The sequence below is a fragment of the Parapusillimonas granuli genome, from assembly GCF_013416525.1.
Classification (GTDB): domain Bacteria; phylum Pseudomonadota; class Gammaproteobacteria; order Burkholderiales; family Burkholderiaceae_B; genus Parapusillimonas; species Parapusillimonas granuli.
Window position 1 is genome coordinate 44,842 of the sequence record NZ_JACCEM010000003.1, and the last position, 14,149, is coordinate 58,990.

Consider the following 14,149-nt stretch of genomic DNA (forward strand, 5'->3'; position numbering starts at 1 on the left):
TCAGCAATACAATAGGAATCCTCACATGAGCACGACAGCATCGTCGTCCGTCGACCCTCAGCAAACGAATGCCAACCTGGAGCAATTGGTTGCGGATGTTGACCGAGGCGGCCGCAATGTGGGTGGAATAACCGGCGCCGTCCTGTTCCTGGGAGCGATCGCATGGTCGCTCTTCCAGCTGTGGTATGCATCGCCGCTGCCTTTCTCACTGAACTTCGGCATTTTCAACGACACCGAAGCGCGGGCCCTGCACCTGGGCATCGCGATGTTCCTGGGCTACCTGGCCTACCCCGCCCGGAAAAGCTCCCCGCGCGACCAGATGCCCTGGTACGACTGGGTGCTGGCGCTCATCGCCGGATTCTGCGGCGCGTATCTTTTCCTTTTCTACAACCAGCTGGCCAGCCGGCCGGGCATTCCCACTGCGCTGGACATCGGCGTGGCCGCCGTCGGCCTGGTGCTGCTGCTGGAAGTCACGCGGCGCGCGCTTGGAGCGCCCATGGCGGTGCTCGGCGCGGTCTTCATCCTGTATTCGCTGCTCGGGCCATGGCTGCCCGACGCGCTTGCGCACCGGGGCGCCTCGGTGGAGCGCCTGGTGTCGCACATGTGGCTGACGACCGAAGGCGTCTATGGCGTGGCCCTGGGCGTGTCGGTCTCCTATATCTTCATTTTCGTGCTGCTGGGCTCGCTGCTCGACCGCTGCGGCGCCGGCAACTACATGATGCAGGTGTCCTTCGCCTTGCTGGGCCACCTGCGCGGCGGCCCGGCCAAGGTGGCGGTCGTGTCCTCGGCCGTGAACGGCATCGTTTCCGCGTCGTCGGTCGCCAACGTGGTCACGGGCGGCATCTTCACCATACCGCTGATGAAGCGAGCCGGCTACGGCGGCATACGCGCCGGCGCCATCGAAACGGCTTCGTCGGTGAACGGGCAGATCATGCCGCCGGTCATGGGCGCCGCGGCCTTCTTGATGATCGAGTACGTGGGCATACCCTATACCGACATCATCCGGCACGCCCTGCTGCCCGCCACCATTTCCTACGTGGCGCTGTTCTACATCGTGCACCTGGAGGCCTTGCAGCTGGGCATACAGCCCATGATGTCCGCCGGGAAGCCGCGCACGCTGCTGCAGAGGATGGCGGGCTGGGGCATGGGCACGGCAGGCTCGCTGATCGTCATGGGCCTGGTCTACTGGATAGGCGTGGGCGTGCAGGCGGTGGCCGGCGACGCGGCGATCTGGATCCTGACCGGCCTGCTGGTCGCGCTATACCTCTGGCTGCTGCGCATCGCGGCATCGCATCCCGATCTGCCCACCGACATCAACATCACCAATCCGGTGCGGCCCGAAACCTGGCCGACCGTGCGCGCCGGGCTGTATTTCCTGATCCCCATCGGCATACTGGTCTGGTGCCTGACGGTGGAGCAGCTGTCGGCCGGCTTGTCGGCGTTCTGGGCCGTGGTGTCCATGCTGGTACAGATGCTGACCCAGCGGCCGCTCATCGCCTGGTTCCGCAAGCAGCCGATGGCGCCCGCCGTCGGCACGGGCTGGTCGGAAACCGTGACGGGCTTGCAGGAAGGCGCCCGCAACATGATCGGCATCGCCATCGCCTGCGGCACGGCCGGCCTGATCGTCGGCGCCATCACGCTCACCGGCCTGGGCCTGCGCATGACGGCGTTCGTGGAACTGGTGTCCATGGGCAGCGTGCTGGGCATGCTGTTCTTCACCGCGGCGGTCTGCCTGATTCTGGGCCTGGGCATGCCGACGACGGCGAACTACATCCTGATGGCCACCCTGATGGCGCCGGTCGTCGTCGAACTGGGCGCGCAAAGCGGCCTGGTCATTCCCCTGATCGCGGTGCACATGTTCGTGTTCTATTACGGGATCATGGCCGACATCACGCCGCCCGTGGGGCTGGCCACCTTCGCCGCGGCGGCGATTTCCGGCGAAGACCCCATCAAGACGGGCATACAGGGCGTCACCTACGCCATGCGCACGGCGGTGCTGCCCTTCATGTTCATCTTCAACCCGCTGCTGCTGCTGATCGACGTCGAGGGCTGGGGCGAACTGGTCCTGGTCGTGGGCGGCGCCACGCTGGCGTCGCTGACCTTCGCGGCGGCCACCATGCGCTGGATGCGCGTCAAGGCGACCTGGCTGGAAGTCGCCCTGCTGCTGCTGGTGACCTTCATGCTGTTCCGGCCCGACTGGTTCATGAATCACATCGCGCCCAAGTACGAGTCCCGCCCCGCCGCCGAATTGCTCAAGATCGCCGCCGACATGCCGGAAAGAGGCCGGCTGGTCGCCGTGCTCAGCGGCATGAACCTGGAAGGCGACGAACTGGAGAAAACCGTGGCGGTGCCCTTGCCGGCGCTGCCGGAAGGCAGCGCGGCCACCGGCGACGCGGCCGGCCTGCAGCGCCTGTCCGCGGCGGGCCTGACCGTCATGGCCATGGGCGACCAGGCGCAGATCGCGGCGGTGCGCTTCGGCAGCCAGGCGCGCCGCGCGGGCTGGGAGCAGGGCTGGGACATCGCCCGGGTGCTGGTTCCCAACCCGGCCCGGCCGTCGGAGTTCTGGTTCTACATCCCGGCGCTGCTGATCCTGGCGCTGATGTGGGTCGCGCAAGGGCGCCGGCAGAAGAAGCAGACAGCGGGCGCCGTGCGGGGGCTGGGCTCGTGAAGCACGCATTCTTCGAGCACGCGCAAGCGCAGGTCGACCAGTTGCGCGCCGACGCCTATTTCAAGGCCGAGCGCGTGATGGCCGGCCCGCAGTCGGCGCAGGTGCGCCTGCAGGGCGGCGCCCAGGTGCTGAACTTCTGCGCCAACAACTACCTGGGCCTGGCCAACGACGGCCGCTTGATCGAGGCGGCCAAGCAGGGCCTGGACGACGCAGGGTTCGGGCTGGCGTCGGTGCGGTTCATCTGCGGCACGCAAGCGGGACACAAGGCGCTGGAGCACGGCCTGGCCGCCTTCCTGCGGATGGACGACGCCGTGCTCTATTCCAGCTGCTTCGACGCCAACGGCGGCCTGTTCGAAGCCTTGCTGGACGAGAACGACGCGGTCATCAGCGACGCCTTGAATCATGCCAGCATCATCGACGGCATCCGGCTGAGCAAGGCGCGCCGCTACCGGTACAAGAACAACGACATGGCCGACCTGCGCGCCCAGCTGCGGGCGGCGGACGCGGCCGGGGCGCGCTTCAAGCTGATCGCCACGGACGGCGTGTTTTCCATGGATGGCATCATTGCCGACCTGAAGTCCATCTGCGATCTGGCCGACGAATTCAACGCGCTGGTCATGGTCGACGATTCCCATGCGGTGGGGTTCGTGGGGCCGCATGGGCGCGGCACGCCCGAGCACTGCGGCGTCGAGGGCAGGGTCCACATCGTCACCGGCACGCTGGGCAAGGCGCTGGGCGGCGCCTCGGGCGGCTATGTGGCCGCGCATGCTTCCGTCGCCGAGCTGTTGCGCCAGCGTTCGCGTCCCTATCTGTTTTCCAATACGCTTGCGCCGCCCATCGTGGCCGCCTCTCTGAGGGTGCTGCAACTGCTGCAAAGCGACGAGGGCGAGGCGCTGCGGCGGCGCGTCCACGAAAACGGCCGGCGGTTCCGCGCCGCCATGCGAGGCCTCGGGTTCGAGCTGGTGCCGGGGGAGCACCCCATCATCCCAGTGATGTTCGGCGATGCCCGGCTGGCCCGCGACATGGCGGACGAACTCCTGAAAGAAGGCGTCTACGTCATCGGGTTTTCGTATCCGGTCGTGCCGCGCGGCCAGGCGCGGATACGCACGCAGATGAGCGCGGCCCACACGCCGGAACAGATCGACCGGGCCGTGGCGGCGTTCGAGCGCGCCGGGCGGCGCCTGGGGTGCATATAAGCCTGGAGTGAATATGAACACGATGCGAGCGCTGGTCAAGACTCATGCGGGCGTGGGCCTGGAGCTCACCGACGTCCCCGTCCCGGCCGTCGGCCACAACGACGTGCTGATCAAGATCCGCAAGACCGCCATCTGCGGAACCGACATCCACATCTGGAACTGGGACGACTGGGCGGCCCGCACGGTGCCGACGCCCATGCACGTGGGCCATGAATACGTGGGCGAGATCGTGGCCATCGGCCAGGAGGTCGCCGGCTTCCGCATCGGCGACCGTGTCTCCGGCGAGGGCCACATCACTTGCGGATTCTGCCGCAATTGCCGGGCGGGGCGCCGGCATCTGTGCCGCAACACCTCGGGGGTGGGCGTGGACCGCCCCGGCGCTTTCGCCGACTACCTGGTCCTGCCGGCGTTCAACGCCTTCAAGATACCGGACGACGTGCCGGACGAGCTGGCGGCCGTGTTCGACCCCTTCGGCAACGCCACGCACACGGCGCTCGCCTTCAACCTGGTCGGGGAGGACGTGCTCATCACCGGCGCCGGTCCCATCGGCGCCATGGCCGCGGCCATCGCCCGCCACGTGGGTGCGCGCAACGTCGTGGTCACCGACGTCAATGACTACCGGCTGGCGCTCGCCGCGCGGATGGGGGCGACGCGCACCGTGAACGTCGCCGACGAGACGCTGGAAGCGGTCATGCGCGAGCTGGGCATGACCGAAGGCTTCGACGTGGGCCTGGAAATGTCGGGGGCGCCCAGCGCCTTCGTCTCCATGCTGGAACAGATGAATCACGGCGGCAAGATCGCCATGCTGGGCATTCCGCCCCAGGGCTTCGGCATAGACTGGACCAAAGTCATTTTCAAGGGGCTCGAAATCAAGGGCATATACGGCCGCGAGATGTTCGAGACCTGGTACAAAATGGTGGCCATGCTGCAAAGCGGGCTGAGCCTTGCGCCCATCGTGACGCATCGGTTTCCCGTCCAGGAGTATCGGGCGGGCTTCGAAGCCATGCTGTCGGGCAAGAGCGGCAAAGTCATCCTGGATTGGACGGCGGATTGATGGAGACGCGGCATGCGGGGGCCGATGCCGCCGCCGCGCCGCTGCCCGTCAGGGACGGCGTCGGGCCGAGCAGGGTGTATCTGCCGGACGGCCCCTGGCGCAGCCTGCTCGATTTCCTGGCGGAGCGCTTTCCCCATGTTCCCCCGGAAATCCTGCGCGAGCGTCTCGCCCGGGGAGACATCGTCGACCGGGCCGGCCGGCCCCAGCGGGGCGAGGCGGCTTATGCACCCGGGCGCTGGCTTTGGTACTACCGCGAAGTGCCCGGCGAAGCGCCGCTGCCGTTCGATCTGCCGGTGCTGTTTCGCGATGAACACCTGGTGGCGGTCGACAAGCCGCATTTCCTGGCGAGCACGCCGGGGGGCAGGTATTTGCGGGAAACCGCGCTGACCAGGCTGCGGCGCGCGCTCGACATGCCCTGGCTGACGCCGCTCCATCGCCTGGACCGCGAAACCGCGGGCGTGCTGCTGTTTTGCGCGCATCCGGACCACCGGGGCGCGTATCAGTCGCTTTTCCAATCGCGCCGGGTATTCAAGGAATACGAGGCGGTCGCTCCCTTGCGGGCCGGTCTCGAACCGCCGGCGCTGCGCCGCAGCCGGCTGGAGCAGTGCCCGGGGCAATTCACCATGCGGGAGGTCGATGGGCCGCCCAACAGCGAAACCCGCATCGAGCTGATGCGGGTCCGGGACGGCCTGGGCTGGTTCAGGCTGATGCCGCTCACCGGCCGCAAGCACCAGTTGCGGGTGCACATGAGCGCATTGGGAATGCCGATATGCAACGACGGGTTCTATCCCGTTTTGCGGCCGCGGGCGCTGGAGGACGACTTCAGCCGGCCCTTGCGCCTGCTGGCAAGGGCGATCGAGTTCGTCGACCCGCTGAGCGGCGCGCGCCGGCGGTTCGAAAGCCTGCGACGCCTGGAGGGATGAGGGTCCGGGGCCGTTTCGTTGCCGTCAGCAATGGTCGAAATACCATTGGATCCGTTCGCGGTCGCGGGTGACGGTCAGTGCCAGCTTCAGCAGGATGCGCGCCTTCTGGGGGTTCAGCGAGCCGGCCGATATGAGCCCCAGGCGGGCGTCCGACGCGCTTGCCGATACGGCGCCCGCGCCGACGCGGCTGCTGCGCACGCAGGCCAGGCCTTTCCTGGCGGCCAGGCGTAAGCCTTTTTCGGCGGCGGGCGACATGCTGCCGTTGCCGGTGCCCGCCAGCACGATGCCTTGCGCCCCCGCCGCGATCGAAGCCTGGAACAGATGCGGGCCGGCGCTCTGGTGATCGTAGATGACGTCCACCCAGGGCAGCGCCTTCACCCCAGCCAGCGCGAAATCGGTCGCCAGCGTATGGCGGGCGGCGGGGGTGTTGAAGAACCGGGGCTTGCCGTTGACGATGCCGCCCAGGCAGCCGTGCTCTTGCGAACTGAAGGCCTGGACGCTGCTCGTATGCGTCTTGCAGACATGGCGGGCGGCGTGGATACCGTCGTTCATGACCACCATCACCCCTCTGCCGGCCGCGTCGGGCTCGGCGGCGACCAGCATGGCATGGTACAGATTGAGCGGGCCGTCGGCGCTGCGCGCCGACGCCGGCCGCATCGCCCCCGTCATGACCACCGCCTTCCGGCTCTTGAGCACCAGGTTGAGGAAATAAGCGGTTTCTTCCAGCGTGTCGGTGCCGTGCGTGATGACGGCCGCGTCGACGGCGGGGTCCGCCAGGATGCCGTCGACGCGCCTGGCCAGCTTCAGCAGCATTTTGTCGTCGATGCAGCGGCTGTCGACGTTGAAAGGCTGGCAATACTGCACGTCGGCGAGGGCGTTGATTTCGGGGACGGCGTCCAGGATGGCGCTGACGGGTTCCGTGACCGCGTAGTCGGTCATGGCGGCGGGGTCGGCGGCCGTCGAGGCGATCGTGCCGCCGGTGCCGATCAGCGCGATGGTGGGCGGCTTGGGTGTTTCCATGCAGGTCTCCGGGAGATCCTGCGGGATTTTACCCGCTTTGCCGGCCCATCCACGGCTCCGGCCCCGGCGCGGCGGCCGGGCACGGGCCTATGGCGCCCGCCGCAGCTCTGCCGGCGGATACTTGATCTGCGCGCGGTATTTGGAAACGGTCCGGCGGGCGACGACCACGCCTTCGCGGGCCAGCTTGCGGGCAAGCGTGACGTCGGACAGCGGCTCCTTGGGGTTTTCTTCGTCTATCATTTCCTGGATCAGCGCGCGCACCGCGACGGCCGAGCAGGTCCCGCCGGAGCTGGTGGCCAGCTCGCGCGAGAAGAAATGCTTGAATTCGAACAGGCCGCGCGGAGACGACAGGTATTTGTGGCTGGTCGCGCGCGAAACCGTCGATTCGTGCATGCCGAGCTCCTCGGCGATTTCGCTCAGCATCAGGGGCCTGAGGGCGATTTCCCCATAGTCGAAAAAGGTTTGCTGCCGCGCGACGATGGCCTGCGCCACGCGCTGGATGGTGCTGCTGCGCTGCTCCAGGCTGCGCAGCAGCCAGCGCGCCTCCTGCAGTGCCTGCGCCATCAGTGAACGGTCCTCGTACCGGGACTCGCGAAAGAGCTTGGCGTAGACGGTGTTCAGGCGCGCATGCGGCATGGCGCTTTCGTTGCTGACCGCCACCCACAGTTTGCCCACCTTGCGCACGATGACGTCGGGCACGACATAGCAGGACGGGTCTATGGCGCCGTAGCGCCGGCCGGGATGGGGTTCCAGGTTGCGGATCAACAGGGTGGCCCGCTGTATGTCTTCCGCGCTGCAATCCAGCGCGCGCGCCAGCCCGGCATAGTCGCAGCGACCAAGCTTGTCGATGTGTTCCGAGACGATACGCCCGGCCAACTGCTTGCCCGGCGTGTCCTCGTCCAGCGCCCGCAGCTGCAGGGTCAGGCATTCCTGCAGGTTGCGCGCGCCCAGCCCCGGCGTGGCGACTTGCTGCACCAGCCGCAGCGCCGCCTCCCATTCCTTGTCGTCGACGGGCGGAGAAAACGCGGAAGCCGGCGCGAGGTCGGAGAAAGGCAGTCGCAGGTAGCCGTCCTCGTCTATGGCTTCGATGATGTATTCCGCAAGAAGGCGATCGCGCTCGCTCAGGGGATACGCGCAAAGATCGGTCAGCAGGGATTCCTGCATGCTGGTCTGGTGCTGGGCCCATTGGCCGACATCGGTGTCCGGCAGGTCGGGATCGCGCCGGACGGGATAGTCGCCCGAGTACGTGGAGGCGCTCTCGTCGAAGGCAGGCTCGGCGGCTTGCGCGTCCCGGTCGCCTTCCGCTTCGGCGGCGGCGTGTTCGGAGGACTCCGGGTCGGCGTTCTTCACATGTCCGGCGTCTTTGGCGGCGGGTTGGCCGGCGTCCGCATGTTCCTCCGATGCACCGTCCTCTCCGTCCTCGAGGAAAGGATTGTTGGCGATGGCCTGAGCAACTTCCTTCGTGAAGTCCAGGGTCGACATTTGCAGCAGCTTCACCGACTGCTGCAGGCGGGGCGTCAGACTGGTTTGCTGCTTGGTCAGCAACTCGTAAGACATCTGCGTCATTTGTCTGGTCTCCTGTTGTTGGATGTGGCGCCAGTCGGCGCATGCACAATGGAACATGACGCAATATCCGTGCCAGATCGGCCGAAGAACGGGCTCGAGCGGCGGCCCGCGAGCCGCCCGGTTGCCGCAAGACAAAGCCGTATCGGTGTTTTGAACGATTGAAAAAAGATGTGTCTTCCCGCTCTCCGGCGCCGCGAAGCCGGCCGCCGCGCGGCGGCCGGACGGTGCGAATTACCGGTGGCGGTAAGAAGTGCCCGCCGGCGTTTCGCCGTTGCGCATCTGTTCCAGCCGGTTGTACAGGGTCTTGGGGCTGATGCCCAGCGCGGCGGCCGTGCGGCGCTTGTCGCCGGAGTAATATTCCAGCGTCGCCTGTATGAGCGCATGCTGCGCGTTGGCCAGGTCCGTGCCGATGGGAATCTTCAGGAAGCCGTTGGACAGGTCGGGGCTCTTGACGCGGAATACCGGCGCCAAGGGGCCGATTTCGATCACGTCGTTGGCCAGGATGTAGGCGCGCGTGACCGTGTTCTTCAGTTCCCGCACATTGCCGGGCCAGTTGTACGCTTCCAGATGCGCGATGGCGTCATCCGAAAACATCTTCCGGGTTTTTTCTTCGGCATTGAGCTCGTCCAGGAAGCGCTGGGCCAGGTAGGCGATGTCGGACTGCCGCTCGCGCAGGGCGGGAACGCGTATGGGAAAGACGGCCAGCCGGTACAGCAGGTCGGAACGGAAACGCCCCGACCTGACGGCCTCTTTGGGGTCGCGGTTGGTGGCGGCGATGATGCGCACATGCACGCGCCGCAGCTCCATGCCTCCGACGCGATGGTATTGGCCGGTTTCGAGCACGCGCAGCAGCTGCACCTGCATGGGCAGGGGCATTTCGGTGACCTCGTCCAGGAACAGGGTGCCGCCGTCGGCGGTTTCGAAGCAGCCTTTGGCGGTGGCGGCCGCCCCCGTGAAGCTGCCTTTTTCGTGTCCAAAGAATGCCGTTTCGGCCAGCGATGCCGAAATGGCGCCGCAATTGATGGCTACGAATGGGGCGTCGCAGCGGGCGCTGCGCTGATGGATGGCGCGTGCGACGACTTCCTTGCCGGTGCCGCTTTCCCCGACGATCAGCACGCCGGCATCCGTCGGGGCGGCTTTCACGATCGACCGGGCAAGCTCGAACGCCGCGGGGGAGCGCCCAATGAGTTTGGACGAGTTAATCATTTGCCGGAGTCTAATATGAAATGCGCGGCGGATCGCAATAATAGCCGTTGGTTTCAAAAGCAAATTTTGTTTACATTGGCTCCCACCGTTTCCGCGTACCATGACCAACAAGGGAATCCCTGTCGACTTCTCCCGCATGGCTTTCCACAAGTCGGCAAGGCAGCAATTTTTAAAACGAAGCGTATATGCCGCATTTATTGATCGTTGACGATGAATCCGACATCCGCGAGCTCATCGCGGACGTCGCGCTGGAGGCCGGCTATACCGTCGCCCAGGCGAGCGACGTGCGCCAGGCGCGCATCCAGATGGAAAGGCAGAAACCCGACGTGGCGCTGGTGGACGTGCAACTGCCCGACGGCGACGGCGTTGCCTTCTGGAAGGAAAGCGGGCCGAGCGATACGCAGGTGGTGTTCATGACCGGCTATTCCAGCGTGGACAGCGCCATCGAGGCGCTGCGCTGCGGCGCGGTGGACTACCTGCTCAAGCCGCTCAGCCTGCGCCGGTTGCGCGGAATACTGGTCGAACTCAAGACCATGGCGAGCAGCCCGCCCATGCCCGGCGCGTCGGACTGCTTCGCCAAGATGATAGGCAAATCGAGGGCGATGCAATTGCTCTGCGCCCACATCGAGAAGGTGGCGCCCACCCAGGCCACGGTGCTGCTGGTCGGCGAAAGCGGCACCGGCAAAGAGCTCGCGGCCGAAGCCATACACCTGGCCAGCCCGCGGCACCAGCAGCCTTTCATACCCATCAATTGCGGGGCCATCTCCCCCAATCTCATCGAAAGCGAGCTCTTCGGCCACGAGAAAGGCAGCTTCACGGGGGCGGACCGCCAGCACAAGGGCTATTTCGAACGCGCCCGCGGCGGCACGATCTTCCTGGACGAAATCACCGAGATGTCCATGGAACTGCAGGTACGCCTGCTGCGTGTGCTGGAAACCGGCCGTTTCATGCGTGTCGGCGCCCACGAGGAAATCGAGACCGACGTGCGCGTCGTCGCGGCCACCAACCGCAACCCGGAACAGGCGGTCGCGGGCGGGGCGCTGCGCGAGGACCTCTATCACCGGTTGAGCGTCTTTCCGCTGGAGCTGCCCCCTTTGCGCGAGCGGGAAGACGACGTGATCCTGCTGGCCGAGCATTTCCTGCAGAAGCTGAACGACGAGAACAACACCCGCAAGACCTTCGCGCCCGAAGCGGTCAAGGCCATGCGCGAGTATTCCTGGCCGGGGAACATCCGGGAACTGCGCAATTACGTATATCGTAGTTACATTCTGGCGGACGACGTGATCAAGGGCGATTTCAATTCGTTCGAGCTGGAGGCGCATTCGGCCGGCTGGGGGTCGGAGATCCTGGTGCCGGTGGGGGTGCCGTTGGCGGAGGCCAACCGGCAGTTGATTCTGGCCACCTTGAAGCAGTGCGGGGGGGTGAAGAAGACGGCTGCCGAGATGCTGGGCATCAGCCTCAAGACCTTGTACAACCGGCTGGAAGAATACGGGGCGGATACGGATCTGGACGGGTCGTCGAATCCGCTGCGGTAGGCTTGCCCAACGATAGGTACGAAGATTGCTGGCGCCCTGCCAACTTGCTTTGCAACCTATCCGAGCGTGGGCATGAGTATCTATCTGAACGAAAAGGCGGAAGCGCGCGTCAGCATCGTCGTGCTGACCTACAACCGCCGGGCGCGGGTCTTGGGGTTGCTGCGCCGGCTCCAGGCGCTGGCCGGCGACTGGCCCATCATCGTGGTGGACAACGGCTCCATGGACGGCACCGCGGCGGCGGTGGCCGCGGCTTTTCCGTCCGTGCTGCTGATCAGGGCGAAACGGAACCTGGGCGCCGCGGCGCGCAACATCGGCGCGGCCTACGTCCATACCCCCTATATCGCTTTCTGCGACGACTACATGCAATGGGAGCCCGACGCCCTGGAGCGCGGCGTCCGGCTGCTCGACGGCGCACCGGACGTCGCGGTGCTCAGTTCCCGCATATGGAAGGACGGCGACCCCGCGGGCGATGAGGACGGCGGGGCGCAACACCCGGCCTTCCAGGGCTTTCTCGCGGGCGCATGCATGGTGCGGACGCGCGCGTTCTGCGATGTGGGCGGCTATTGGCCGCCGCTCTTCAACGGCGGGGAAGAAGTACTGATGGCGCTGGACCTGGTGGAGCGCGGCTGGCGCATCGTGTATGCCGCCGATGTGGTCGCCCGCAGCCTGCCGTCGCGCCGCGAGGAAGCCGATGCGCGCAACCGCCTGCTGCTGCGCAATGTGATCTGGGTGGCCTGGATGCGCCTGCCCATGCGGGCGGCGTGGCGCATCACGGCGCAGCAGCTCCGCCGCGCCTATCGGCGGCGCTGTCTATGCCGCACCGCGCTGGGGGCGATCGCGGGGCTGCCGCGGGTGCTTTCCCACCGCCAGGTGGTGTCGGCCGCGGCTCAGCAAATGAAGCCGACCCTGGGATTCTGAACGTCCCGGTTCACGCGCTTGCCCGGCGGCGGATCCGGAATCCGTATTTCCTCGGGCGTTTCGCGCGGCGGCAGTTCGATGTCCTCTTCCGGCTCCTCTATGGGCGGTGTTTCGGGCGGTGTTTGTGGAATGCCGTCGGGCGGATCGGGCGGCGTGGGTACGTGAGCGCGCTGCGATCCCGCCGATATTTGAAAATTCTGCGTGGTGTGCATGGGGTCCTCCGGGGCTGGATGGCCGGCCGGCCGGCCGCGCCTTCGGATGCCCGGCAAATCGCGTGCCCGGCATCGAAGGCGGGGCGCGGCGGCGCCAGGCACGGCACTTGCTGCGGGGCTCCCAGGCCATGACGCGGATGGACCGCAACCGCGTTGCGTTCGGTGTCATGGTGTCCAAAGCCTTGAAGGGAGAAAACTGTGGCTCTGAACATACTTGCTGTTTCGTCGGAAGTGTACCCTTTGGCGAAGACCGGGGGGCTGGGGGATGCGGTGAGCGGCCTGGCGGCGGCCCTGTCATCGGGCGCGGCGCGGGTGACGGTGCTGCTGCCCGCTTATCAAGGCGTTTCCAGCCACGTCGATCGAATGCGGCGGGTGGCCACATTGACGGATCTGCCGGGCGGCGACGCGGAGCTGTGGGCGGCCCATTGCCCGGAACTGGACTTGCCGGTGCTCCTGCTGAAGAACGACGCCCTGTATGCGCGCAGCGGCCTGTATCTGAAGCCGGACGGCACCGAATACGAGGACAACGCCGTACGGTTCGCCGCCTTGTCCCAGGCGGCGGCCAGGATCTGCCAGGGCATATTGGGCCTGCAGCGCCCGCATGTGGTGCATGCGCACGACTGGCATGCGGCGCTGGTGCCCATCTATCTGCGGCAGCGGCGGGTCGAGGACGTGAAATCCGTGCTGACGCTGCACAACATCGCCTTCCAGGGCGTCTTCCCCATGTCGCTGGCGCCCCGCCTGGGCATCGAAGAGGCCTATTGCACGTCCGACGGGCTGGAGCATTGGGGGCAGATGAACTTCCTGAAGGGCGGCATCCGCTATGCCGACCTGATCACCGTGGTCAGCGGCAATTATGCGCGCGAGATCCTGACGCCCCGCTTCGGCTGCGGCCTGGAGCACATGCTGACGCAAAGGCGGGCCGACCTGATTTCGATACCGAACGGCATCGACACCGTGCTGTGGAATCCCCGGGCGGACCAGTTCCTGGATGGCGAAGGCTTCGATGCGGAATGCCTGGAGAACAAGCAGCGGTACAAAAAAGCCTTGCAGGAATTCTTCGGCCTGGCTCCCGTGGCCGGGACGACGCTGATGGCGATGGGCAGCCGCCTGACCACTCAGAAAATGGCCGACGTGGCGATGGCGGCGATTCCCCGCGCGCTGGACGCCCACCCGGACCTGCAGGTGTGCGTCATGGGGCAGGGCGAAAAGGGCCTGGAGCAAGGCCTGCTGCAAGTCGCCGAGCGCTATCCCGGCCGCTGCGGCGTGCACGTGGGCTTCGATGAGCCGCAGGCGCATCTGCTCCATGCCGGCGCCGATGTGCTGCTGCACGGCAGCCGCTTCGAGCCCTTCGGCCTGACGCCGCTGTACGCCATGCGCTATGGCTCGGTCCCGATAGGATCCAGGGTGGGCGGCATGGCCGACACCATCGTCGACCCGGGCGGCGGCGTATCGACCGCCGCCATGCGCGCCGCCAACGGCATACTGTTCGACGGCGAGCAGCCGGACGACATGCTGGGAGCGATACACAGGGCCATGGCGCTGCGGCGCACGCCGGACGTCTGGCGCGCCATCCAGGTGAACGGCATGAAAACCGACTACAGCTGGGAGAAATCCGCGCCGGCCTATCTCAGCGCCTACCAGGCGCTGCGCCCGGACGTCATGCTGGGCCGCATTCCCGAGCGCCGCAGCGCCGTGGTCGGCGCGCGCGGCTGGAAGCCCGTGTTGCCGGCAGCGCTGCGCAATGCGCCGGTATCCGGACCGTCCACGGGCGTGGCCATGGGGCGGTCCGCGCTCAAAGGGCTGGAGGTCGGAGGCGCGATATCCGCCCGTGAACCGTCCGCAGCCTGA

At 66.6% G+C, this 14,149-nt stretch carries 11 protein-coding genes; 7 read left to right on the forward strand and 4 right to left on the reverse strand.

The annotated features are described in order from the left end of the window. Positions 1–25: 25 nt before the first annotated feature. Genes H0A72_RS05610 through H0A72_RS05625 form a run of 4 tightly spaced genes read left to right on the forward strand, consistent with a single transcriptional unit; the run spans position 26 to position 5,841 of the window. Positions 26–2,668 carry a TRAP transporter permease gene (locus H0A72_RS05610; RefSeq protein WP_180154095.1) on the forward strand — a complete coding sequence of 881 codons (2,643 nt, stop codon included), beginning with the start codon at positions 26–28 and terminating at the stop codon, positions 2,666–2,668. Beyond that, complete coding sequence (locus tag H0A72_RS05615) at positions 2,665–3,864, forward strand: glycine C-acetyltransferase (RefSeq protein ID WP_180154096.1); 1,200 nt, start codon at positions 2,665–2,667, stop codon at positions 3,862–3,864. The genes H0A72_RS05610 and H0A72_RS05615 overlap by 4 nt, the downstream gene beginning before the upstream one ends. A 22-nt stretch (positions 3,865–3,886) precedes the next feature. Beyond that, positions 3,887–4,918 carry an L-threonine 3-dehydrogenase gene (gene tdh, locus H0A72_RS05620; protein WP_180154458.1) on the forward strand — a complete coding sequence of 344 codons (1,032 nt, stop codon included), beginning with the start codon at positions 3,887–3,889 and terminating at the stop codon, positions 4,916–4,918. After that, positions 4,918–5,841, forward strand: coding sequence for a pseudouridine synthase (locus H0A72_RS05625; protein ID WP_180154097.1), 924 nt, complete (start codon positions 4,918–4,920; stop codon positions 5,839–5,841). The genes tdh and H0A72_RS05625 overlap by 1 nt, the downstream gene beginning before the upstream one ends. 24 nt (positions 5,842–5,865) lie before the next feature. On the opposite strand, the gene H0A72_RS05630 is transcribed toward H0A72_RS05625, so the two are convergent. From H0A72_RS05630 to H0A72_RS05640, 3 genes are all read right to left on the reverse strand, one after another. Then, positions 5,866–6,861 (reverse strand): asparaginase, encoded by a 996-nt coding sequence (locus H0A72_RS05630; protein WP_180154098.1) that lies wholly within the window; start codon positions 6,859–6,861, stop codon positions 5,866–5,868. Between the two features lie 87 nt (positions 6,862–6,948). Next, positions 6,949–8,427, reverse strand: a complete 1,479-nt coding sequence (locus H0A72_RS05635; RefSeq protein WP_180154099.1) for an RNA polymerase factor sigma-54 — start codon at positions 8,425–8,427, stop codon at positions 6,949–6,951. 231 nt (positions 8,428–8,658) lie between these two features. Further along, complete coding sequence (locus H0A72_RS05640; RefSeq protein WP_180154100.1) at positions 8,659–9,633, reverse strand: sigma-54 interaction domain-containing protein; 975 nt, start codon at positions 9,631–9,633, stop codon at positions 8,659–8,661. Between the two features lie 185 nt (positions 9,634–9,818). On the opposite strand from H0A72_RS05640, the gene H0A72_RS05645 reads away from it, so the two are divergent. Further along, positions 9,819–11,168 (forward strand): sigma-54-dependent transcriptional regulator, encoded by a 1,350-nt coding sequence (locus tag H0A72_RS05645; RefSeq protein WP_180154101.1) that lies wholly within the window; start codon positions 9,819–9,821, stop codon positions 11,166–11,168. Positions 11,169–11,240: 72 nt separating this feature from the next. Continuing rightward, positions 11,241–12,086, forward strand: coding sequence for a glycosyltransferase family 2 protein (locus H0A72_RS05650; RefSeq protein ID WP_180154102.1), 846 nt, complete (start codon positions 11,241–11,243; stop codon positions 12,084–12,086). Here H0A72_RS05650 and H0A72_RS05655 read toward each other — a convergent pair. Then, positions 12,056–12,298: a hypothetical protein gene (locus H0A72_RS05655; protein ID WP_180154103.1), complete on the reverse strand. Its 243-nt coding sequence runs from the start codon at positions 12,296–12,298 to the stop codon at positions 12,056–12,058. The two genes, H0A72_RS05650 and H0A72_RS05655, sit on opposite strands and share 31 nt — an antisense overlap. Before the next feature lie 198 nt (positions 12,299–12,496). Between H0A72_RS05655 and glgA the strand changes: the two genes are divergently transcribed. Continuing rightward, entirely contained in the window at positions 12,497–14,149 is a 1,653-nt protein-coding gene (glgA, locus tag H0A72_RS05660) for a glycogen synthase GlgA (protein ID WP_180154104.1), read from the forward strand.

Bases quoted from the DNA above. Each gene is read 5' to 3' on its own strand.
- H0A72_RS05610 (WP_180154095.1), top strand. From the start codon at position 26: ATGAGCACGACAGCATCGTCGTCCGTCGACCCTCAGCAAACGAATGCC.
- H0A72_RS05630 (WP_180154098.1), bottom strand. From the start codon at position 6,861: ATGGAAACACCCAAGCCGCCCACCATCGCGCTGATCGGCACCGGCGGC.
- H0A72_RS05650 (WP_180154102.1), top strand. From the start codon at position 11,241: ATGAGTATCTATCTGAACGAAAAGGCGGAAGCGCGCGTCAGCATCGTC.
- H0A72_RS05655 (WP_180154103.1), bottom strand. From the start codon at position 12,298: ATGCACACCACGCAGAATTTTCAAATATCGGCGGGATCGCAGCGCGCT.
- H0A72_RS05640 (WP_180154100.1), bottom strand. From the start codon at position 9,633: ATGATTAACTCGTCCAAACTCATTGGGCGCTCCCCCGCGGCGTTCGAG.
- tdh (WP_180154458.1), top strand. From the start codon at position 3,887: ATGCGAGCGCTGGTCAAGACTCATGCGGGCGTGGGCCTGGAGCTCACC.
- H0A72_RS05635 (WP_180154099.1), bottom strand. From the start codon at position 8,427: ATGACGCAGATGTCTTACGAGTTGCTGACCAAGCAGCAAACCAGTCTG.
- H0A72_RS05645 (WP_180154101.1), top strand. From the start codon at position 9,819: ATGCCGCATTTATTGATCGTTGACGATGAATCCGACATCCGCGAGCTC.
- H0A72_RS05625 (WP_180154097.1), top strand. From the start codon at position 4,918: ATGGAGACGCGGCATGCGGGGGCCGATGCCGCCGCCGCGCCGCTGCCC.